The 22926-nt window shown below is 38.0% G+C and carries 22 protein-coding genes; 9 read left to right on the forward strand and 13 right to left on the reverse strand.

The annotated features are described in order from the left end of the window. Positions 1–122: 122 nt before the first annotated feature. Entirely contained in the window at positions 123–1214 is a 1092-nt protein-coding gene (mnmA, locus tag KYH19_RS09100) for a tRNA 2-thiouridine(34) synthase MnmA (protein ID WP_219078441.1), read from the reverse strand. Positions 1215–1718: 504 nt separating this feature from the next. On the opposite strand from mnmA, the gene KYH19_RS09105 reads away from it, so the two are divergent. The 5 genes from KYH19_RS09105 (at position 1719) to arsB (ending at position 6839) form a co-directional block, all read left to right on the forward strand. Further along, positions 1719–4004 (forward strand): GH92 family glycosyl hydrolase, encoded by a 2286-nt coding sequence (locus tag KYH19_RS09105; RefSeq protein ID WP_219078442.1) that lies wholly within the window; start codon positions 1719–1721, stop codon positions 4002–4004. Positions 4005–4400: 396 nt separating this feature from the next. Further along, positions 4401–4730 (forward strand): helix-turn-helix transcriptional regulator, encoded by a 330-nt coding sequence (locus KYH19_RS09110; RefSeq protein WP_219078443.1) that lies wholly within the window; start codon positions 4401–4403, stop codon positions 4728–4730. Between the two features lie 37 nt (positions 4731–4767). Beyond that, positions 4768–5334: a DUF6428 family protein gene (locus KYH19_RS09115; protein WP_219078444.1), complete on the forward strand. Its 567-nt coding sequence runs from the start codon at positions 4768–4770 to the stop codon at positions 5332–5334. Between the two features lie 19 nt (positions 5335–5353). After that, positions 5354–5773, forward strand: a complete 420-nt coding sequence (locus tag KYH19_RS09120) for an arsenate reductase ArsC (RefSeq protein WP_219078445.1) — start codon at positions 5354–5356, stop codon at positions 5771–5773. 1 nt (position 5774) lies between these two features. Then, positions 5775–6839, forward strand: a complete 1065-nt coding sequence (gene arsB, locus KYH19_RS09125; protein WP_219078446.1) for an ACR3 family arsenite efflux transporter — start codon at positions 5775–5777, stop codon at positions 6837–6839. A 109-nt stretch (positions 6840–6948) separates the two neighbouring features. Here arsB and KYH19_RS09130 read toward each other — a convergent pair whose 3' ends face one another. The 3 genes from KYH19_RS09130 to KYH19_RS09140 all read right to left on the reverse strand — a co-directional run bounded on the left by KYH19_RS09130 (position 6949) and on the right by KYH19_RS09140 (position 9825). Further along, a complete protein-coding gene (locus KYH19_RS09130) occupies positions 6949–7800 on the reverse strand; it encodes an SDR family oxidoreductase (protein ID WP_219078447.1) in 852 nt (283 codons plus the stop codon). Positions 7801–7991: 191 nt separating this feature from the next. Further along, positions 7992–8825, reverse strand: a complete 834-nt coding sequence (locus KYH19_RS09135) for an SDR family NAD(P)-dependent oxidoreductase (protein WP_370630301.1) — start codon at positions 8823–8825, stop codon at positions 7992–7994. 88 nt (positions 8826–8913) lie between these two features. After that, positions 8914–9825 carry an AraC family transcriptional regulator gene (locus KYH19_RS09140; RefSeq protein WP_193421705.1) on the reverse strand — a complete coding sequence of 304 codons (912 nt, stop codon included), beginning with the start codon at positions 9823–9825 and terminating at the stop codon, positions 8914–8916. Positions 9826–9986: 161 nt separating this feature from the next. Between KYH19_RS09140 and KYH19_RS09145 the strand changes: the two genes are divergently transcribed. The 3 genes from KYH19_RS09145 to fabF all read left to right on the forward strand — a co-directional run bounded on the left by KYH19_RS09145 (position 9987) and on the right by fabF (position 13017). Beyond that, entirely contained in the window at positions 9987–10574 is a 588-nt protein-coding gene (locus KYH19_RS09145) for a TetR/AcrR family transcriptional regulator (RefSeq protein ID WP_255562603.1), read from the forward strand. 204 nt (positions 10575–10778) lie between these two features. After that, the gene (locus KYH19_RS09150) at positions 10779–11549 is read left to right on the forward strand and encodes an SDR family oxidoreductase (RefSeq protein WP_219078449.1); all 771 of its coding nucleotides are present in this window, start codon (positions 10779–10781) and stop codon (positions 11547–11549) included. Positions 11550–11766: 217 nt separating this feature from the next. Beyond that, the gene (gene fabF, locus KYH19_RS09155) at positions 11767–13017 is read left to right on the forward strand and encodes a beta-ketoacyl-ACP synthase II (protein ID WP_219078450.1); all 1251 of its coding nucleotides are present in this window, start codon (positions 11767–11769) and stop codon (positions 13015–13017) included. Positions 13018–13421: 404 nt separating this feature from the next. Here the strand turns inward: fabF and KYH19_RS09160 are convergent, their stop codons facing one another. The 4 genes from KYH19_RS09160 to KYH19_RS09175 form a co-directional block, all read right to left on the reverse strand. Beyond that, positions 13422–14072, reverse strand: a complete 651-nt coding sequence (locus KYH19_RS09160) for a YceH family protein (RefSeq protein ID WP_219078451.1) — start codon at positions 14070–14072, stop codon at positions 13422–13424. A 103-nt stretch (positions 14073–14175) separates the two neighbouring features. After that, on the reverse strand, positions 14176–14472 hold the full coding sequence (locus tag KYH19_RS09165) for a hypothetical protein (protein WP_219078452.1): 297 nt from the start codon (positions 14470–14472) through the stop codon (positions 14176–14178). A 13-nt stretch (positions 14473–14485) separates the two neighbouring features. Then, positions 14486–16372 carry an OmpA family protein gene (locus tag KYH19_RS09170; protein WP_219078453.1) on the reverse strand — a complete coding sequence of 629 codons (1887 nt, stop codon included), beginning with the start codon at positions 16370–16372 and terminating at the stop codon, positions 14486–14488. Positions 16373–16409: 37 nt separating this feature from the next. After that, the gene (locus KYH19_RS09175; RefSeq protein ID WP_219078454.1) at positions 16410–17033 is read right to left on the reverse strand and encodes a 7-carboxy-7-deazaguanine synthase QueE; all 624 of its coding nucleotides are present in this window, start codon (positions 17031–17033) and stop codon (positions 16410–16412) included. A gap of 107 nt (positions 17034–17140) precedes the next feature. Between KYH19_RS09175 and KYH19_RS09180 the strand changes: the two genes are divergently transcribed. After that, positions 17141–17476 (forward strand): Rieske 2Fe-2S domain-containing protein, encoded by a 336-nt coding sequence (locus KYH19_RS09180; protein WP_132397521.1) that lies wholly within the window; start codon positions 17141–17143, stop codon positions 17474–17476. 99 nt (positions 17477–17575) lie between these two features. On the opposite strand, the gene KYH19_RS09185 is transcribed toward KYH19_RS09180, so the two are convergent. From KYH19_RS09185 to KYH19_RS09205, 5 genes are all read right to left on the reverse strand, one after another. Then, on the reverse strand, positions 17576–17995 hold the full coding sequence (locus KYH19_RS09185) for a PIN domain-containing protein (protein ID WP_219078455.1): 420 nt from the start codon (positions 17993–17995) through the stop codon (positions 17576–17578). Positions 17996–17998: 3 nt separating this feature from the next. Further along, complete coding sequence (locus tag KYH19_RS09190) at positions 17999–18259, reverse strand: DUF6364 family protein (protein ID WP_132397525.1); 261 nt, start codon at positions 18257–18259, stop codon at positions 17999–18001. Positions 18260–18405: 146 nt separating this feature from the next. Beyond that, entirely contained in the window at positions 18406–19287 is an 882-nt protein-coding gene (locus KYH19_RS09195; RefSeq protein WP_219078456.1) for a bifunctional 5,10-methylenetetrahydrofolate dehydrogenase/5,10-methenyltetrahydrofolate cyclohydrolase, read from the reverse strand. 129 nt (positions 19288–19416) lie between these two features. Further along, positions 19417–21204 (reverse strand): translation elongation factor 4, encoded by a 1788-nt coding sequence (gene lepA, locus KYH19_RS09200; protein ID WP_219078457.1) that lies wholly within the window; start codon positions 21202–21204, stop codon positions 19417–19419. Positions 21205–21480: 276 nt separating this feature from the next. Then, entirely contained in the window at positions 21481–22905 is a 1425-nt protein-coding gene (locus tag KYH19_RS09205) for an MATE family efflux transporter (protein ID WP_219078458.1), read from the reverse strand. Positions 22906–22926 lie beyond the last annotated feature (21 nt).

Here is a 22926-nt window from a genome sequence, read left to right on the forward strand (position 1 = left end):
AACCTTCGGATTCTCGACTGCGTTGCCCCGATGGCTATCGGGGCCGCTCGAAATGATGACCGCTTAGATATAGAGTCGCAACCTTATTATATTAATGCTCAATAAGAAGAATTGACAATCTATTAAACTAAAAACCCACCACCCAATAGATCATTTCCTTCGTAAAATACCGCGGATTGACCTGGTGCTATTGCTGAAACATTATGATCGAAAACCACACGCATTTTATCTTTTTCCTGCACAATTGTACTTAACATACCCGCATCTTTATAACGGATTTTGGTAATCACATCATTCATTGGCTCTTCAATGCTCGCATATTTTATCAGGTTAATGTTGCGTACCATAGCTTCGCGGCGTTCAAGCTCCTCAGCTTTACCTAAAACTACGGTATTGCTCTCAGGCAGAATCTGCGTTACAAACATAGGCTCACCAAAGGCAACACCTAAACCTTTACGTTGCCCGATGGTATAAAAAGGATAACCTTTATGTTGTCCAACAACCATTCCATTACTTAAAATGAAATTTCCGCCGGCTACTCTGTCTTCTAAATCCTCTACTTTATGTTTTAAGAAAGCCCTGTAATCGTTATCCGGCACAAAGCAGATTTCGTAACTCTCCGATTTTTTGGCCAGTTCCTCTTGCCCCATATCTAAAGCCATCTGTCTGATATCAGATTTTGCAAAGCTGCCCAATGGGAATTTAGTTCGCGAAAGGTTCTCTTGCGAAACACCCCAAAGTACATAAGATTGATCCTTATTTTCGTCTTTTCCTTTTGAAATTACATAACGACCGCTGTCTTGCTGACGGATGTTAGCATAATGCCCGGTTGCAATAAATTCGCAATCCAGTTTATTGGCACGTTTTAAAAGCGCTTCCCATTTAATGTGTGTATTGCATAATACACATGGGTTAGGCGTTCTTCCGGCAAGATATTCGTCAACAAAATTATCGATTACATAATCGCCAAATTCATCCCTGATATCAAGGATATAATGCGGAAAACCATAGTTTACAGCAAGTGTACGGGCGTCGTTAATACTATCTAATGAGCAACATCCAGTTTCCTTACTGCTACCACCAGAAGTAGCATAATCCCAGGTCTTCATAGTTAAGCCAATAACCTCATAACCCTGCTCATGCAACATTACAGCCGCTACCGAACTATCAACCCCGCCACTCATGGCAACCAGAATCCTACCGTTTTTACTCATCTTAAAAATATTGGATGCAAAAATAAGGTTTATTTAGCTGAAATTATTTAAAGCAAGTCAGTTACTTGTAAAAAGCGGTTCCTAAATTGCTTAAGCTTATCACTTATATGTACTAAAATGGCTTAGGTGGTCAATATTTTTTTGAAAACGAGTGGTACGTTGTTAATGGGAGATGTTAGTCCTGCTATCCCTTCAAGTCCAACGAGCGAGGACTTGGAGGGAGAGCAGGTTTATTCAACAACGTCTGTACTTATAAATTAAAAGAAGTCAAATTTAAAATAACACGGTGCAATAACTTGACTTCTTTGGCAATGAAAAAGAACACGCATAAACCTCGCAGGTTTTAAAACCTGCGAGGTTTGAATTACAATAAGTTGTACCTTCAAGCCTATTAAATGTATTTTTTATTTTACTTAAACGTTTTAGTTTTATGTTTTATGCATATTTGAAGATAAATTAATACCTTAGAATTTTCAACAAAACAAGCTAAATTTTAAAACAGATATGATTAAAAAAATTATCCTGCCTTGTCTTTTGCTATCAGCCCTTATTACTTCGGCACAACAGAACCTGGTGCAGTATGTTAAGCCCATTATTGGTACATCTAAAATGGGGCATACCTATCCTGGCGCAACAGTTCCATTTGGCTCGGTTCAGCTAAGCCCCGAAACAGATACTTTATCCTACGAAGTAAACGGAAAATACAATGGCGATGTATATAAATATTGTGCAGGTTATAAATATGAGGATAAAACCATTACCGGCTTTAGTCATACACATTTTAGTGGTACGGGGCACTCGGATTTAGGTGACTTTTTGATTATGCCTACGCAAGGTAAATTACAATTGAATCCTGGTACGGCATCAGATCCAAAAGGTGGTTACCGTTCTGCATTTTCTCATGCCAATGAGGTTGCAGAGGCAGGTTATTACAAAGTGAAATTGGATGATGATAACATTACCGCCGAATTAACCTCAACCACAAGGGTAGGGATGCATCAATATACTTTTCCTAAATCGGATCAATCGCATATTATTTTGGACCTGATGGCTGGTATTTACAATTACGAAGAAAAAACCGTGTGGACTTACGTTCGTGTTGTGAATGATACGCTAATTACCGGTTACCGTCAAACCAATGGGTGGGCGAGAACCAGAACAGTTTATTTTGCAATGAGTTTTTCTAAACCTTTTAAAAGCTATGGACGTAAAAGTTACGATGCTAAACAGGCTTACAGAGGTTTTTGGGGAAAGTTTAACCAGGAACAGAACTTCCCTGAAATTGCAGGCAAGAAGTTAAAAATGTACTTCGATTTCGATACCCAAGAAGGAGAGAAGATTAAAATTAAATTTGCGCTATCGCCAGTTAGCCAGGAAAATGCTTTGCAGAACATGCGTGCAGAAATTTCTGGCTGGGATTTCGAAAAAGTGAAAGCTCAGGCACAGACTACCTGGAATAAAGAATTGAATAAAATCCAGGTAACAACCTCAAATGATAATAAAATAAACTTTTATACTGCTTTATACCATGCTTTTATCAATCCAACAACCTATACTGATATTAATGGGGAGTATAAAGGTTTAGACCAAGGGGTACATAAAGCTGAGGGCTTTACTAATTACACAACATTCTCACTTTGGGATACTTATAGGGCCTTACATCCATTCTTTAATATTATACAGCCAGGCCGAAGTAATGACATGGTAAAATCGATGATGGCACATTATGATCAGAGTAGTTTACATATGTTGCCGATCTGGTCGCATTATGCCAACGATAACTGGTGTATGAGTGGTTATCATAGTGTTTCTGTAATATCTGATGCGATTATTAAGGGCACCTATAATGGCGATGCAAACAAAGCATTGGATGCCTGCATTGCAACAGCAAAACACCGTGACTATGAAGGAATTGGCTATTACATAGATAAGGGTTATATCCCTGCAGAAAAATCGGGCATTTCAGTTTCAAACAACTTAGAATATTCTTACGATGACTGGTCGATTGCACAATTGGCTAAGAAATTAAACCGTATGGATGTTTACGACGAGTTTATCAAACGTGCTAACAACTGGAAAAACAACTACGACAGTGCATCTGGTTTTATGCGTCCGAAACTGGCAGATGGAACATTTAAAAAACAATTTGACCCAAAAGATACCGAAGGACAAGGCTTTATTGAAGGTAACAGCTGGAACTACAGTTTCTTTGTTCCTCAAGATCCGGCTTCGCTGATTGAAATGATGGGCGGCAAAAAGAAATTTGCAATGCGTTTAGATACTTTATTTACGATGCATTTACCTGATGAGTTTTTTGCACATACAGAAGATATTACGCGCGAAGGTATTATTGGTGGATATGTGCATGGTAATGAGCCTGCACATCATATCGCTTACCTTTATAACTGGACCGACCAGCCATGGAAAACACAGGCGCAGATCCGCCACATCCTAAACATGCAGTACAAACCTACTGCTGATGGTTTGGGTGGAAATGATGACTGTGGCCAGATGAGTGCCTGGTATATGTTTTCTTCGTTAGGTTTTTATCCGGTAGCACCAGGTTCTGATGTATATTCTTTAGGCAGTCCTTTGGTTAATAATGCTGTAATTAATTTAGAGAACAGCAAAACATTTACTGTTGAAGCCATCAAACAAAGCGATAAAAATGTATATGTAGAAAAAGTTTTATTGAACGGCAAAGAAATTACCGATCATAAAATTAAACACTCAGATATCACCAACGGTGGAAAGCTTACTTTTTACATGAGCGCAAAACCCAAGAAATAGCGATACATCCATTTAGAATTTAACCGCTGACTAATTTTTGGTCAGCGGTTTTTTTTGTTTACCCTTCGAATGTCGTCCTTTCGAGCGAAACAGATAGCTATCGGGTGCAACATAGTCGAGAACCCGAAGGCTCTGCGAAGCAAAATTTATCTCGAGATAGATCTCTCCATTTCACTGCGTTCCAGTCGAGATGACGATACTTTTTATTAAATTCTCTGCATTTATAACGGAGTGAAGGCAAGAGCCATTGTCGACCAAATTTTCGTGTTTTCCTTGCCTCTGTAGCAAAAAAACACACCAATTCTTTCTCTAGATAATCTGTTTTTGATGAAAGCCTATAATTAAAAATAAATTTTGGTACCTGATTTATTTATCGCAATATTGCGATGTAAAATTATGGGACTTACCAAAACAGAAATCTTTACTGAAGAACAGAACCAGATGGCAGCCTTATTAAAAGCGATGGCACATCCTGCGCGGATTGCGATTCTTCAGCGTATCCTTAAATCGAATACCTGTATCTGTGGTGATTTGGTTGAAGAACTTGGCTTAGCTCAGGCGACCATTTCTCAGCATTTAAAAGAACTTAAAAATGCCGGTATTATACAGGGAACCATCGAAGGGGTGAGTATATGTTACTGCATAGAACCTAAAACCTGGAAGTTATTACAAACACAGCTAGACGATTTCTTTGCCTCATATAAAGGCGAACAAAACTGCTGTTAAAATTTTTTATATAAATCAATCGTTAAATTGCAATATTATGATCAATACATCTTCGACAACATGGAGCAGCTTTAAAGCTCAACTTCAACAACATCCAGAATTGCTATTCCAGTTTCAATATGCTCCGGGTAAATGGGTGAATGCCAATTATCACATCACTGAAATTAAACAGGCACCGATTGTTTCGGTAGATTGCGGAGGAGTGATGAACGCCTGGACAGAAATTATAGTACAGTTATGGGAGCCCACTGAAGACGAAGAGGGTAGAGCCATGCAAGTAAAAAAAGTATTATCTATCATTAACATGGTAGAAAGCAAACTTCCGCTAAACCCCAATGGAATTGTGAAAATTGAATTTGGCAATTATGCGTTCGATACCAGGCAGATGTTTCCAGGTGAATTTAAAATTGACGGCGAGAACCTGATTTTGGATCTAACACCTGATGCTACCCAATGTAAAGCAATTAACCGTGGCGGTAGTTGTGGTACTACCGCAGCAGGTGAAGAATGCTGTGCACCTGCTCAGCCTGTAAAAAGAAAAATCAAGTTGGTTAACCTCGCTGCTGATCAAAATAATTGTACACCAGGCAGCGGTTGTTGTTAAGAATTTAAATTTTAAAATAATGAAAAAAGTATTGGTGCTTTGCACCGGAAATAGTTGCAGAAGTCAACTGGCAGAAGGATATTTAAAATATTTCGCTAAAAACAAAGCTAAAATCTACAGCGCGGGTATCGAAGTTCATGGCGTTAACCCAAGGGCGATAAAAGTAATGGCTGAAGATGGAATCGATATTTCAGGTCAAACCTCTAACAATATTGAGGAGTATTTTGATGTGCCTTTCGATTATGTGATTACTGTTTGCGACCACGCGAAAGAAAGCTGCCCATATTTCCCAACACAGGCCATAAAACTACACCATAATTTTCCCGATCCTGCAAAAGCGGTAGGTAGTGATGAAGAAATCATGGCTGAATTTAGAAATACGAGAAATCTCGTAAAGGTTTATGTGGAAGATTTTGTAGACAAAAACCTAAAAGGCTAATATGTCAGTAAACGTTTGTGCACCGGCAGCTCAAAGAAAACAACTAAGTTTTTTAGACCGTTATTTAACAATCTGGATTTTTTTAGCCATGTTATTAGGCGTGGGCGTGGGCTTTTTTTTTCCATCATCAGCGGTCTTGATCAATTCATTTTCGAGCGGGAGTACAAACATTATTTTGGCCATCGGATTGATCCTGATGATGTATCCTCCTTTAGCAAAAGTTAAATATCAGAATTTAGGTGAAGTATTTAAAAACGTAAAAATATTAAGCACATCACTCGTTTTAAACTGGATAATCGGACCAATTCTGATGTTTTTCCTGGCAATTATCTTTTTACATGGTTATCCTGAATATATGGTTGGTTTAATTATGATCGGTTTAGCCAGGTGTATTGCCATGGTGGTGGTTTGGAATGAACTGGCCGATGGTAATCGCGAATACGCTGCAGGCTTAATCGCACTGAACAGTATTTTTCAGGTATTGCTTTATAGTGTATTCGCCTATTTCTTTATTACCATTTTGCCTCCTTTATTCGGCTTAAAAGGCTTGGCTGTATCAATTTCTATTGTAGAGATTGCAAAAAGTGTGGGTATTTACCTGGGCATTCCATTTTTAATGGGCATTTTAAGTCAAAAAATACTGGTTAAATGGAAAGGAGAAGAGTGGTTCCGCTCAATTTTCATCCCAATGATTTCTCCGATAACCTTAATCGCGCTGCTTTTTACCATTGTGGTAATGTTCAGTTTAAAAGGAGAATTAATTGTGCACATCCCAATGGATGTGCTGCGAATTGCCCTGCCATTGGTTATTTATTTCGTGGTAATGTTTGTGATCAGCTTCTTTGCTGGCAAATATTTTGGTGCAGATTATAGCAAAAGCACCGCTATTGCATTTACGGCTACAGGCAATAATTTTGAGCTGGCAATTGCTGTGGCCATTGGTGTATTTGGAATTCATTCTGGACAGGCTTTTGCTGGGGTAATCGGTCCGTTGGTTGAAGTACCAGCTTTGATTGCGTTGGTTAACGTGGCAAAGTGGTTTAGGAGAAGATATTTTGAATTATAAGATATAATCGTCATCTCGACTGAAACGCATTGAAATAGAAAGATCTATCCAGACAGATTTCTCGACTTCGCTGCGCTTCGCTCGAAATGACGACTATTTTATGTTCATACTAAGCTCCAACCTCGTCAAAATTGGTGGCAGTAGCCAGATATTTCCAATTCGCCATATCCCTTTGTACATCTGCAATTTTTGCATCAGCTACCTGATAAGCATCAGAGCCTAAGAATAAATGAAGCGGTGGATTTTCACTTTTTGCAGCTTCAATAATCACCTTAACTGCTTTGGCCGGATCGCCTGGCTGTTGATTATTGATGTCGTTTTGATGTGCCGCTTGCGAGTCACGTACCTCTTTATAAGCATCAATTGGCGAACCTGGTACTGCTAACGATCCTTCTGTAAGAAACGCTGTTCTGAAATAGCCCGGCTCTACAACTGTTGCTTTGATACCTAGTGATTTTACTTCAGCCGCTAATGACTCCGTAAAGCCAACTACTGCAAATTTTGTGGCACAGTAGATTCCGAAGCCAGGGAAATTCCCAGAAAATCCACCAATAGAGGAAATATTGAAAATATGACCCGATTGTTGTTTCCGCAATTGAGGAAGCACCTTCCTTATTACATTTAACGAACCAAAAACATTTACATCGAAGTTTTGGCGCGATTCTTTATCGCTTAACTCTTCCAACGCACCAAGCATGCCATAGCCTGCATTGTTTACCACAACATCTACCTGACCAAATTTACTAATTGTTTGACTCACTGCAGTCTCTACACTTTCTTCATTGATTAAATCAACACTTAAAGGTAAAAAGTTTTCTTGTTCACCAACTGCGTTGATTAAATCGTTTAAATTTCTTGAAGTTGCGGCCACATTAATGCCGTTTTTTAATAATGTTTTTACTAGGGTTAATCCCAGACCTTTGGACGCGCCTGTTACAAACCAAACTTTTTGATTTTCCATGATATTTTTTTTTAGAATGAAATGAATTGATAAAGCTGTATCATAAAATAACACTGTCATCCTGAGCCTGTCGAAGTACATCCCATAAAACTTTTTAAGGCGTTTCGACAGGCTCAACGTGACAAATTCTAGTGAAATTAGGTTTATGATACAACCTCTTTTTTGATTGCTAAATCGCCATTAGCTAATGATTAATTGTCAAAATCTGTCGAAATCGTGATGGCTTTCCAGTCTTTGAACTCTTTTGTTAAAGTCTCTATCTTCGTGTTTGCCCTTTGAAAAGCATCATTTCCCAATAGTAAATGTATCGGTGGATTAGGCATACTGGCCAGCGAGATCATGGCTGCAGCAGCTTTTTCCGGATCTCCAACCTGTTGGCCATCCATTTTTAAATATTTGGAATGGATGGCCCGCACTTCTTCATATTCGGCAATTGGATTTGCTGCCAACATCAACGAATCAGCGGTTAAGAAACTGGTTCTGAATGCGCCAGGAGCCACAACAGTTACTTTTATACCAAATTCTTTAAGGTCTTCGGCCGATACTTCTGATAATGCAATCACAGCCGATTTTGCTGCTGCATATACTGCCCAGCCGGTTGCGCCAGCAATACCTGCAATTGATGCGATATTAATGATATGCCCCGAATGTTGTGCCCTTAAATAAGGTGAGGCTTTTCTGATGACATTTAATGTTCCGAAAACATTTACATCAAAACTGTTGCGCGTTTCTGAATCACTCAATTCTTCAATACTGCCTCCGATGCCGTAACCTGCATTATTAATCAAAACATCTATTCTTTCGAATTTTGCAATGGTCGCTTTTATTGCGTCCTCCACACTTTGTTCGTCGGCCAGGTTAACAGCCAGTGGAAGGAATTTTCCCGTATCTGCATTTACAGCTTTTTTAAGTTCATCAATATTCCTTGAAGTAGCCGCAACAGATTGGCCAGCTTTCAGCAATTGATTTACCAAACTTAATCCTAAGCCTTTTGAAGCTCCGGTAATAAACCAAACTTTTTTCATGCCCATAATTTTCTTTTTTTTCTTAACACAAAATTACAGTACAAATGGCTTCAGCTTATTACGTTAATCAAACTTATGATTACGAAATTCAAACAATCCGATAAGAAGTAGGGGTATGGTTGGTCAGTTTTTTAAAAAAGTTGTTAAAATGGGTAGGTTCCTCAAATCCCAGGCAATAACCTATTTCTGATATATTCCAGTCCGTATGCTTCAGTAAAGCCTTTGCTTCACTCAATAAACGATCTGTAATATAGTTTGTGGTGGTTTTACCAGTAGTTTCTTTAATGGCCCGGTTTAAATGGTTTACATGTACCGAAAGTTGTGCGGCATAATCTTTGGCCGAGCGCATGGTAAGCCTTTGCGTGGTAGTTTCAATCGGAAACTGGCGTTCCAGCAGCTCTGTAAATACAGAAGTAATCCTGGTATTGGCGTCGGTATGCTTGAATAAACTTTCTGATGGCTGAGTTTTTAGAGCAAAGTGGGTAATTTCAGTAATGTAATTCCTAAGGAGATCGTACTTATACACATAATCGGTGTTGATTTCATCAAACATTTTACCGAAGATAGCCTCTATCTGTTTGTCCTGCTGCTCATTTAAAAAATATGCAGGTTTTCCCCCAGGCGTAAACATGGGCAGATCACCAATGTTTCCACGGATCTTTTCCTTAAAAAAAGCTTCAGTGAAAATGCAGAAATAACCCGTTACTTCACTTTTATTGCCAGTGGCGAGTTCCCAGGTATAAGGTACCAACGGATTAAAAAAAATGAGTGCAGTGCCATTAATTTCGATACTCTTATCGGCATAATGGTATACATTATGACCACGGGTAAGGCAGATCTTATAATAATCCCTTCGGTTATAACTCATCGGTTTTGAGTCGTCCCTTAAACAATCTTCCAGTTTAAAAACGTTAAAGTGTCCAACACCGTTTTGTAAATTATCGGGCAGGAAACTAAATTTATTCTGATAAAAGTCTTCAATGCTTTCTGGTTTGTTCATAAATCAAAGTTACAAAATTCAAACGTAAAACAAATAATGCACTTTTTCTTTAGTATACATTAATTGATAATAGCTTCATGCGAAAAGGAGATTCTGGTGATAAAACAATTTGGAATTAATATACCGATTGGTATATATTTGCATCGTCAATTCAGAACAATATGACCAAAGCAGAAAAAACGAGAAATTTCATTGTAGAGAAAACCGCGCCGATTTTTAATATGAAAGGTTATGCAGGTACTTCTTTAAATGATATCACTGCTGCTACAGGCTTAACTAAGGGGAGCATTTATGGCAACTTCGCCAATAAGGATGAAGTGGCCTTAGCAGCTTTTGATTATAACCTGAAAAATGTTTCATCAACGATAGACGTTGAAATGAATAGGCAGAGTAGCATAAAGGATAAACTTTTAGTATACATTAGTATTTATCAAAAATTTATGGATGGCTCACTATCAGAAGGAGGTTGCCCGGTTTTGAATACTGCAATTGATGCTGACGATACCCACCCCGAATTGCGGGGAAGAGTACTAAAAGCTGTTTTAGATTGGAAAAACAAAATTTCCAAACTGGTTGAAGCCGGCATTGCCAGTAAAGAGATCAATCCAGATCAAAATCCTAAACAGATTGCTTTAACCATTATCGCAATGGTAGAAGGGGGCATAATGATTTCGAAGCTGACCTCAAAAACAGAATATTGGAACCTCATTATGGGCTCACTAAAAAAATATGTTGAAAGCCTCGGCTAAAAATTTTTAACTAAAAATATACCGATTGGTATTTTACAGAGTAAATAACTAGAATAATAACTTGGGAATATCCCATTAGAGGAGCAAAGGAAGCGCTACAGATGAACGGTATTGATTATCTGAAGCCATGAGCGGTCATAAATTTCCGCTGACTCATGCCCTGAGTACTTGTTTAATCTTAAAATTTTAAAAAAAAATATAAAAATGAAAACTTCACAAAATACCGTTTTATTGATCGGCGGAACAGCTGGCATCGGTTTAGAAATCGCAAAACAATTAACAGCTTTGGATAACCACGTAATTATTACCGGCAGAAACCAGGAAAGGCTGGATGCAGCTGCTGCATCATTACAAAATGTAACTACTATTCTTTCTGATGTGAGCAAAGCTGAAGATGTGGATCAATTGGTAACCCGAATCAAAGCAGAATTTCCTCAATTGAATATTGTGATCAATAACGCTGGAAGAGCATTGCTTTACAATTTAGCCGATCTAAAGCAGGATGCTTTTGCTCACGCAGAAGATGAAATGTTAACCAATTACCTGTCCATCATCAGGATTAATCAAAAGTTATTACCTGTGCTAAAACAGCAAGAAACTTCAGCTATTGTAAACGTTTCATCTATCGTAGCGTACGTTCCAGGGATCACTCTACCCACTTATGCAGCAAGTAAAGCAGCACTACATTCTTACAGCACTTCGTTAAGATTGAGTTTAGAAGAGACCTCCGTAAAAGTATTCGAATTAATGCCACCATTGGTTGATACCGAATTTTCAAAAGAAATAGGAGGACATAACGGAATTAAACCTTCGGTTGTAGCCGATGAGCTTTTGGCCGCTTTAGCTAATGATGAATTTGAAATTAGGGTAGGTGATACGGCTAAAATTTATGAACTGTTCAGGCAGTCGCCAGTTGATGCTTTAAATGTGATGAATGCAGATAGAAAAGCCTGGATCGATTCTGTTGAGCAATAAAATGATATAGCAGGAAAGCAAAAGAAATTGTTGTTTCCATTTAGATGACTGTTTTGAATATAGGAATTGTTACTTTCGCGCCATTAAGTGTAAATCCTGTGTTTACTCAATCTTAATGAAACGATAGGGCCTTTGTAGCTATTCCTGCTATATTAAAATACCTTTTGGATAGTTAACGGTTGATTTTATCCAGGGGAATTGACTAAAAAACAATAAAATGAAAAGAGTAGTAGTAACAGGTTTAGGTGCGATAACCCCGCTTGGCAATACTGTTGAGCAATTTTGGCAACAAATATTAGCTGGAAAAAGTGGCATTGGCCCAATTACAAAATTTGATTCGAGTAAATTTAAAACGCAATTTGCAGGTGAAGTAAAAGATTTTAATCCTGAAGAATACCTGGAGAAAAAAGAGATTAAAAAGTACGACCTTTTTACGCAATATGCTATCGGCTCGAGTGATCAGGCGATAAAAGATGCCGGATTGGATTTTAGTACCATGAATGATGGGCAATTGGCAGAAGTTGGGGTAATCTGGGCAACCGGAAACGGTGGTATCGGTACTTTTGAATCGCAGTTGGAAGAATTTCATGCCGGAGATGGAACACCGAGGTTTAACCCTTATTTTATCCCGAAAATGATCGTTGATATTGCTGCCGGCGCCATTTCTATCCGTCATAAATTACGTGGACCAAATTATTGTACAGTATCGGCTTGTGCATCGTCTAATACCGCCATTATTAATGCTTTTGATACCATTCGTTTAGGTAAAGCAAACGTAATGATCGCAGGTGGTTCTGAAGCAGCCTTAACCAAATCATCTGTGGGTGGATTTAATGCCGCCCAGGCGCTATCAAAAAATAACGACGATCCTCAGGGGGCTTCTAAACCTTTTGATAAAGATAGAGATGGTTTTGTGATGAGTGAAGGCGCAGGTGCTTTGGTTTTAGAAGAGCTGGAACATGCTTTACTGCGTGGTGCACATATTTATGCCGAGATTGTTGGTGGCGGAATGGCCGCTGATGCCTATCACTTAACCGGAACACCTCCAGATGGAATCGGTGCGGCCCTGGGTATGACTAAAGCTTTGAAAGATGCCGGAATTACTGCCGATAAAATCGATTATATTAATGCGCATGCTACTTCAACAGGATTGGGTGATTTGAGTGAGCTGCAGGCAATTAACACTGTTTTTAAAGGATTGCCGGTTGTGATTGGCGCAACAAAATCGATGACAGGTCATTTACTTGGAGCAGCAGGAGCGGTAGAAAGTGTAATCAGTATTTTATCAATCAGAGATAATGTGGTGCCACCTACCATTAATACTAAAAACCTGGATGAAAACATTCCAAAAGGATTGAATTTCGTGCTAGGAGAAAGTATTAAAAAAGAGATTAACTACGTTTTAAATAACACTTTTGGTTTCGGCGGACATACCGCCAGTACTATTTTTAAAAAGTATGAGGCTTAATTGATTTTATTATTCCCAGCTTAATTATGGATTTTATAAAGTGTTTGGTTAATCGCCAGGCACTTTTTTTATGGCCGTAGTTTTTCCTGCCATCATTTTCTCTGTCATTCTGAACGCAGTGAAGAATCTTTTAATAATAGAAAGTTTTCTGTCAGTGCTTTTCCAAAGTTGCAACAAAGGAATGCAGAGATTCTTCGTTATACTCAGAATGACAAAATCCTCTATACTCGTCACACTAGTTTTTAATAGTTTTGCCACGGAAACACAGAAGCACGGAAACTTAATTTGTCATGGGTCTTCGACTACACTCTATACTGGTCTTAGCGTCTCGCTAAGACATTAGTTTTTTGCCACGGAGACACGGAAAATTAATTTGCAAGGGTCTTCGACCAGGCTCAGAAAACCTACTTATCCATCAACAAATTAACCAACTCTTTTAATTCTTCAATTTCCAGTTCTAATTTTTCTATTCTGTTTTCCAGTTCAGTAGGATCAAACTGCGATGCTGCCATAGTTTCAGTTTCCGTTTCGATAGGGGTTTCAGCTTGTTCGCCTAAAAGATGAACAAAACGAGCTTCCTTCTGACCAGCCTTCCTGGGCAGTTGTTTTACAAAGGCAGGTTCTTCATCTGATAATTTTTGAAGCTGTTCTAAAACTTCTTCTATACTTTCAAATTCATATAATCTTCCCGAATTGCTATTAATTTCGCCTGGTGTTAACGGTCCGCGTAAAAGTAAAAGACAGATTATAGCCAACTCCGAAGGTAATAAAGGATAAACAATGGCTAAATTATGTTTGTATTTAGTTGCGCGGCTTGAACCACCTGTAGCAGTGGATATTAAACCTTTTATTTTAAGTTGGTTTAACGTTAAAGTTATGGTCTCCTCATCGTAATTTACCACAGGATTTCTCGAACTTTTTTGGTTACATGCAGCCGTTAAACTATTTAAAGTCATTGGGTAATAATCGGGCGTGGTGCGGCTTTTTTCTATTAATGCGCCTAAAACACGCTGCTCTTCTGCTGATAAATCGGGTAGTGGTTTTACATCGTCCATATTATAAAAGTATAAATTGGTTAAGCATTTTGAAAATTATTTTGCTAACGATTTGTTTATAGAGAGTTACACAAAATATTGTTCCAAAGAGAAATTCTAATTTCTAAAACTTCTTATTCTTTGAAATTTTAAGCACATTTTTAATATGCTCAGCAACCGCTGCGCTTTGAATATTTTCTCCGGTTTCGATATACCGATTTACAGGCCCCTCACAATTAAGACAAAAACCTCTCAAAATAATATCATTCAATTTATTTAAATAAGATTTATAATTTGTAATGGTTGCTGTCTTTTTGCAAGTGCTACAATACGAATTTTCTAGTATAATATTGAGGTGCTTGTATTGCTCCAACATTATAATTTCTATATCGTAATCTTCAATTTCAATCTCTTTTTCCATAAATAAAAATGTACTATATTTTAGTAATCACAAACGACGTTCTACGGTTATTTTTTCTCCCCATTTCAGTTTTATTATCAGCAATCGGTTTATTTGCCCCAAAGCCCTTAAAGGTAAGCCTTTTTGCATCAATACTATTTTTGATCAAGTATTCGTAAACAGCATTGGCCCTGTTAAAAGATAACTTTTCATTCAATTTATCATCACCAACATTATCAGTATGCCCCTGAATTTCAATCTGTACTTTTTCATTTTGAGTCAAAAAATCAATAAGCAGATCCAATTCACGGATAGAGGCAGGTAAAAGATTAAATTTATTGGTATCGAAGAAAATGTTTCTTAAGGTTACATTTCCTCCTTGCTTTATTTTTTCAATGTAAACTTCAATCTGGTAAGGTTTATTAATGTCCCCAGCTTTGAGCTCAAAGTTTTCAGAGTAAAACATGTAGCCTTCTGCATTTACATTAAACAAATAATTACTTCCTACAGGCATTACAGCTAAAAATTGACCAGTTTCTGGATCGGTATAATCATCGAAAACAGTTTTATCGGCTTTCAGATCTACAACCTGAACGTTGCTTTCGATCGTTTTTTTAGTATCCAGGTCTCTTACAATTCCCTTCACATAAGATACCTTTAGCGGTTTAGCTATTTCAGGGATGCCAAAACTGTAAATATCCTGCATGCCATAACCAGCTTTTAAGTTTGATGAAAATAATCCTGAATTGCCATTGGCACTCACTACCAAACCGCTTTCATCTTCGAAAGAGTTGATTGGATAACCGATATTAATTGGCTTTTGCCACTTGCCTTCATTATCCATTCTGCTATAATAAATATCTTTATTCCCGAAACCTGGCCAACCATTAGAAGAAAAATACAAAGTTTTACCGTCTACGTGCAGAAAAGGGGTGTTTTCATCGAAAGCAGTATTGATCTCTGGACCGAGATTAATGGCTGGTCCCCATTTGGCATCATCGGTAATGGTACTTTTCCATATATCATAACCACCATACCCACCAGGCCGATTACTAATAAAATATAAAGTCCGTCCATCGGGGCTTATTGCAGGTTGTGATTCCCAAAATTCAGAATTAACGGGCTGACCAACATTATAAGGCTCACCCCAATCTTTCCCCTCACGGTGAGAAACATAAATATCACACCTGCCTAAACCATCTGGTCGGTTGCATCCTGTAAAAAACAGGTATTTCCCATCAGGCGAAATGGTTTGGGCACCTTCATTGTACTTAGTCGTATTAATCTTGCTTGACAAGGGAGTAGCAATACTCCATGAATTATTTTTAAGCTGTGACGTCCAGAAATCTTCATTTCCATTAACCTGGCGGGTAAAAACAAGGGTTTCGCCATCAGCAGTTATTGCAGGAAAGTATTCCGCATCGGTTGTATTTACAGCATCACCTAAATTTGTCGGACTATATTTTACCGGTTTCTTTATTGCAATAGCAGCAAAATCGCAGTCTAAGAGATATTTTTTTGCTCTTCTCGCTTGATCAGATGAAGAATCTTGCATCAAAAAATCACTAAAATGCTGTTTTGCTTTTAAATAATCCTGTGTGGCAAATTCTGTTTCTGCAAGGTTATAAATAACTTCGGGATCCACCGCTTTATTAATTAATATTGCTTTTTCATAAGCAGTTCTGGCCTCCTGATATTTCTTTTGTGCCTTGCAAACGCCGGCAAGCAGTATGTAAGCATTTTGAAATAAAGGATCAGCTTCAACAGCACTTTTTAAAGCCTGTTCTGCTGAGGGATAATCTTGCTTTTGAATAAACGGATTTGCTTTTTCGAAAAAGTTTTGTGCTTTTTTATTACCCGAAATCTGAGCAAACGCATTAACACTGAATAAGCTCAATAATAAGAATAGACAAAACCTCATACATTAACATTGGTTATTAAAGCTAATGTAAAATAATTTAAGGAATATTTAAAAACTTGTGTGTTTGCAAAGAAATCTCCCATTTAGGATTAGCCATTACATACTCAATAATTAGCGGCGTAATTTCTGCCGACTTAGACCATTCTGGCTGAAGATATAATTTACAGGTAGGAGATACCATTGCGGCATATTCTTCTGCCCATTTAAAATCACTTTTATTAAAAACGATAACCTTCAATTCGTGTGCAAATGGTGTAATATCTGGCCTTGGTGCTTTGAATTTCTTTGGCGACAAACAAATCCAATCCCAATTTCCGGAAAGTGGGTAGGCACCAGACGTTTCTATAAAGGTAAGGATACCTCTTTCTTTTAATTTGTTGGTTAAATAATCAAGATTATAAATTAAAGGTTCACCACCGGTAATTACAACAGCTTTACCTGGAAATTTATCGGCATTTTCGACAATAACATCTGATGAGGTAAGCGGATGCATTTCGGCGTCCCAGCTTTCTTTAACATCGCACCAGTGGCAACCCACGTCGCAGCCTCCTAAACGGATAAAATAAGCTGCTTTACCAGTATTAAATCCTTCACCCTGTATAGTATAAAATTCTTCCATTAAAGGAAGTAATGTGCCGTCTTCTGGTATTTCTTGTTTCATTTTTGAGGATGCAAATATCCTAAAAAAATATGGTGATGCTGTTCCTCTTTTGAAATTTAATAGAAAGATGAAACAAGAGTGATATTTATTTGCAGTATTTTAGCAGAATGAAGTGGTTTAAGGCGCTAAATAAGAATCAAATTCCTCAACCTGATACAATTAAAACAATTGAGCTTGCAGGAAAACAGATCTGTCTGATCAATATTGATGATAAAATTATTGCAACCCAATCTCATTGTCCACATGCTGGTGGCCATTTTAGTGGTGGCTGGTGCAAAAACGGAAACCTGGTTTGCCCAATCCATCGATATGAATATAGTTTAACTACAGGCAAGGGAGCCGAAGGACAGGGCGACTATATCAATATCTATCCAACTGAGTTACGTGAAGATGGTCTCTATATCGGTTTTGAAGAAAGCTGGTGGAGTAAACTTTGGGGATGATCTATTCCCGTCAGGCTGAATTTATTTCAACACCTCTTTAATTAAGCCCTGAAATAAATCCTATAGCTACCAGATCAGAGTGCCGAGTCTATTATAAAATCAATTTAGCAAATATCTTTTAAAAAATTCCTGACAGTTCAAAATTTCAATTTCTGAGAAATAAAAATCTTCAATATCTTCTGTGATAATACACTTACAATTAACAGATTTGGCAGCATAATATTCTAAACCATCTTCAAAATCGTGAATTGATTTGTTCGACAAGGTATCCAAAACACTTTTTGATGAATTTCCTGCAATCTTAATATGCTGGCAAAGCAAATCAATTTTCTGTTTAGCCAAATGTGATTTATGTTTTTTTTCAGCAAAATAAAATGCTATAGCTAAACAAAGTGGAGAAGTATAAATATCAAAATTTGGATGCGATGCTAAACTTAAAATTCTCGACGAGTAGATATAAAGCGGATATTCCTTATTCAATACAGAAACAAGAACATTCGCATCTAAAAATATCTCCATCGATTACTTTTTAGAAGAAAAAAATTCATCTTTTGAATCTTTACGGTTTGGCTTTGGCGTTTTTTTATACTCTACTTCACCCTCAGCAACCATACTCACCCAATCCGAAATGGGAAAGTCTTCTAAAGATTTGTACTCTTTAGCAGTAACCTGTGTTAATAGATGCTCTACTAGGCGAGAAAGACTGATGTTGTTTTCGGCAGCGTATTTTTTTGCCCTATCAACTACGTTTTGGTTAAAGCTTAATGTTAGTTTAACATCCATTGTCTTGTTGTTTTATAAAACAAACATACAAAATACACGTATAATTTAAAAATAGTATACGTAAAAAAAGCAGTTCAAATATATGAACTGCTTTTGTTTTTTGTTTTGGACTTTGTCTTAGACCTTCTGTCTTTAAGCCCTCAACGTTAAGAGTATATTTCTTTCCTGGCTGATGCCAATGTATTTTTTAATAAGCCAACAATCGTCATTAAACCAACACCACCTGGAACAGGCGTGATGTAAGAAGCCTTAGGCGCCACATTTTCAAAATCTACATCTCCAAATAACTTAAAGCCAGATTTGGTTTCTGTAGAAGTTTCCCTGTTGATACCTACATCTATAATGATAGCGCCAGGTTTTACCATATCAGCCGTAACAAAATTCTTTTTACCAATTGCGGCAATCACAATATCTGCTTGTAAGACCTGCTCTTTTAAATCTTTAGTACGTGAATGGGTAAGTGTTACGGTACAGTTGCCTGGATTTGCGTTACGGGCCATTAAAATGCTCATTGGGCTACCCACAATGTTACTGCGACCAACAACAACACAGTGCATTCCAGTTGTGTCGATGTCGTACTCTTGCAACATCAATAAAATACCATAAGGAGTTGCCGGAATAAAGCAAGGTAGGTTACGCATCATCCTCCCCAAATTTACAGGATGGAAACCATCTACATCTTTACGATAATCGATCTTTTCAGTTACTTTTTCCGGATCAATATGTTTAGGTAAAGGCAACTGAACTATTAATCCATCCACATCATCATCCTGATTAATTTCTTCAATTTTCGCCAATAATTCTGCTTCAGTTACCGAGTTATCATATCTATGTAGTGATGATTTAAAGCCAACTTTTTCACAGTTTTTCATCTTACTGGCCACATAGGTTTCGCTGCCGCCATCGTTACCAACCAAAATGGCAACCAGGTGTGGCTTGCGACCGTTTTTATTTAAAAATTCAGCGGCTTCTTCCGCAATTTGAACTTTAACTTTCTCTGATACGTATTTACCGTCTAATAATTTCATTTTAAAAGTATCGGGTAGTGAGTACCAAGTATCAAGACCAAATGGTCTACTTGATTGCTCTTTATAATTTTAACTATTATTTAAATTTGCGAGAATCTTGATACCTGATACTTGTATCTTGATTCTATTTTAATCCAATTTCAAAACTGCCATAAATGCTGTCTGTGGAATTTCTACGTTACCCACCTGACGCATACGTTTTTTACCTTTTTTCTGTTTTTCCAATAACTTACGTTTACGGGAAATATCACCACCATAACATTTAGCCGTTACATCTTTACGTAAAGCACTAAGCGTTTCGCGGGCAATAACTTTAGCTCCAATTGAAGCCTGTATTTTAATCTCGAATTGTTGACGAGGGATTAATTCTCTTAATTTCTCGCAAATTTTCTTTCCGAAATCGTAAGCGTTGCTTCTATGGATTAATGAAGATAAAGCATCAACAGGTTCATCGTTTAACAATAAATCCAATCGCACTAAATCAGATTTACGGTAACCGATTTGGTGATAATCAAACGAAGCGTATCCTTTAGAAAGTGTTTTTAACCTGTCATAGAAATCGAATACGATCTCGGCCATTGGCATTTCGAAAACCAACTCAACCCTGTCTGAAGTTAGATAGGATTGATTAATAATCGATCCTCGTTTTTGGATACAAAGCGACATTATCGGACCAACAAAATCAGACTTGGTAATAATGTTTGCTTTGATGTAAGGTTCTTCAACCGAATCCAGTTTACTTGGATCTGGCAAATCAGATGGATTATTTACGATAAACTCGTCACCTTTTGTCGTGTGTGCAATGTACGATACGTTGGGAACCGTTGTAATTACCGTCATATCGAACTCACGCTCTAAACGCTCCTGGATAATCTCCATGTGCAGCATTCCTAAGAAACCGCAACGGAAACCAAAACCAAGTGCCGCAGAACTTTCCGGCTCGAAAACAATAGAAGCGTCGTTCAGCTGCAACTTATGCATCGCCTCACGCAGTTCTTCAAACTCATCAGTATCTACAGGGTAAATACCAGCAAAAACCATTGGCTTAACCTCTTCGAAACCCTGAATGGCATCTAACGACGGTCTGGCCACAGTTGTAATCGTATCACCAACTTTTACCTCTCTGGCTTCTTTAATACCGGAAATAATGTAACCCACATCGCCAGTTTTAACTACACTACGTGGCGCCATATCCAGTTTCAAAATACCAACCTCATCAGCCAGATATTCTTTGCCTGTATTGATAAATTTTACTTTATCACCTTTTTTAATCTCGCCATTTACCACTTTGTAATAAGCGATAATCCCTCTGAATGAGTTAAAAACAGAGTCGAAAATCAACGCTTGCAAAGGTGCTTCCGGATCTCCAACAGGAGCAGGAACGCGGTCTACGATGGCCTGAATTATATCAGGAATCCCTAAACCTGTTTTACCAGACGCAGGAATAATATCTTCACGTTTACAGCCAATTAAATCAATAATCTGGTCTTTAACTTCCTCAGGCATAGCCCCAGGCAAATCCATTTTATTTAAAATCGGAATAATTTCAAGGTCGTGCTCTAAAGCCAGATATAAATTGGAAATAGTCTGGGCCTGAATTCCTTGCGAAGCATCTACAATCAATAATGCCCCTTCACAGGCTGCAATAGAGCGAGAAACCTCGTACGAGAAATCTACGTGTCCTGGCGTATCAATCAGGTTAAAATTGTACTCAATATCACCAACCTTATAGTTCATTTGTATGGCATGACTTTTAATCGTTATGCCTCTCTCACGCTCTAAATCCATGTTGTCGAGCAATTGCGCCTGCGCCTCACGCTGCGAAATCGTCGCTGTATATTCTAATAACCTATCAGCCAGGGTGCTCTTACCATGGTCAATATGTGCAATAATGCAAAAATTACGTATATGCTTCATCTTTGCGCAAAGATATGTTTTTTAAGGTAATTTTTAATCTAGAAAATATCCACCCCAAGCACTTTGATTTGAAAAGCAAATACAGTGGCTTTTCGGTTACAGTAGTCCTGCTTTCCACTTTACTCCATTGCATTGCGTGTTCGTTCCAATCAGGTTTATTAACCATCTGTAATAATTCTTTTGAAACGATTTATTATCCGGTGCTTAAATTAACAACAGAATAAACACTGATCATATTCAACTAAGTAATTCAACTGTGCCTATCTGAGGTAAAAATTAAACCATCGTTTTCTTCCATTTACCTTTTTTAAATAAGAAGTAAGCAGCTACAGCAATTCCAGCTTCTGCCGTTGGTATAGCAATAAAAACTCCGGTTGGACCCATTTCTAAATATTTCGCTAAGAAGTAAGCCAAAGGAATCTGGAACAGCCAAAATGCAAAAACATTAATTTTTGTAGGCGTCCAGGTATCGCCAGCACCATTAAATGCGCTGCTAAATACCATTGCCGCTCCATAAATCACAAAACCGAGGCTCATAATTTTAAGGGCCTTACCCGCAATAGCTATCACCTTTTCATCTGAAGTGAAAAATGCAGCGAACAAATGCCCACAAGTAAGAAAGAGTACACTTACTACCGCCATAAAAATCAAAATATATTTTAAGGTTTGGAAAACGGACTTTTCAGCACGATCTATGTGGCCAGCACCCAAATTTTGACCAACCAAAGTCGCGGCTGCATTGCTTAAGCCCCAGGCTGGTAACATAAAAAACATCATGAGTCGTAGTGCTGTTTGGTAACCTGCCGATCCCGTATCACCACCAGTAGTGGCAACCAGTTCTGCTAAAAACACCCAGCTGCAGCTTGCAATTACAAACTGAAAGATGGCGGGAGCGGCAATCTTAACAATTGCTTTAATCTGCGTAAAATCTGGAATAAAATGGCTGATGCGTATCTTAAGCGCATTTTTACCGCTAAATAAATTGTACACCTGGTAGCTAACACCCAAACCACGACCAATTGTGGTTGCAATTGCAGCGCCTGTTAAACCAAATGCAGGCACAGGTCCAAAACCGTTAATAAAAATAGGGCAGAGGATGATGTTGGCAATATTGGCGATCCATAAACTTCGCATTGCGATTGCCGCGTTACCAGCACCTCTAAAAATTCCATTAATCAAGAATAGAAGTACAATTATGATACTTCCGCCCATCATAATGCGGACGAATGCGATACCTTGCTCAGCAGTTTCAGCTGAAGCCCCCATGAGCAATAGAATATCACCAGCGTAAATTAACCCCAGGATACTGATTATTATGTTTACGAAAACAGCTATCACAATGGTTTGCATTCCAGCCTTTGATGCCGCTTCTGGATTTTTTTCGCCAATTCTACGTGCAACCACAGCAGTTGCAGCCATACTTAAGCCAATGGCTAATGAATAAATAATGGTTAAAACCGATTCCGTTAAACCAACGGTCTGTATAGCATGACTACTATTTTCCAGGTGGCCAACAAAATATAAATCAACCAAAGCAAAAACCGATTCCATAGCCATTTCCAACATCATGGGAATGGCCAATAAAATAATGGCGCGTTTTATACTAATGGAAGTGAGGTCAACTTCGTGACCTTTTAAAGACTGGATTAGAATATCGAAAAATGACGATAGTTTGCCCTGCGCCTTTGTAGACTGTGACATATAATAAAAATAAATTGTGAT

It is taken from the genome of Pedobacter sp. D749 (genome assembly GCF_019317285.1).
Classification (GTDB): domain Bacteria; phylum Bacteroidota; class Bacteroidia; order Sphingobacteriales; family Sphingobacteriaceae; genus Pedobacter.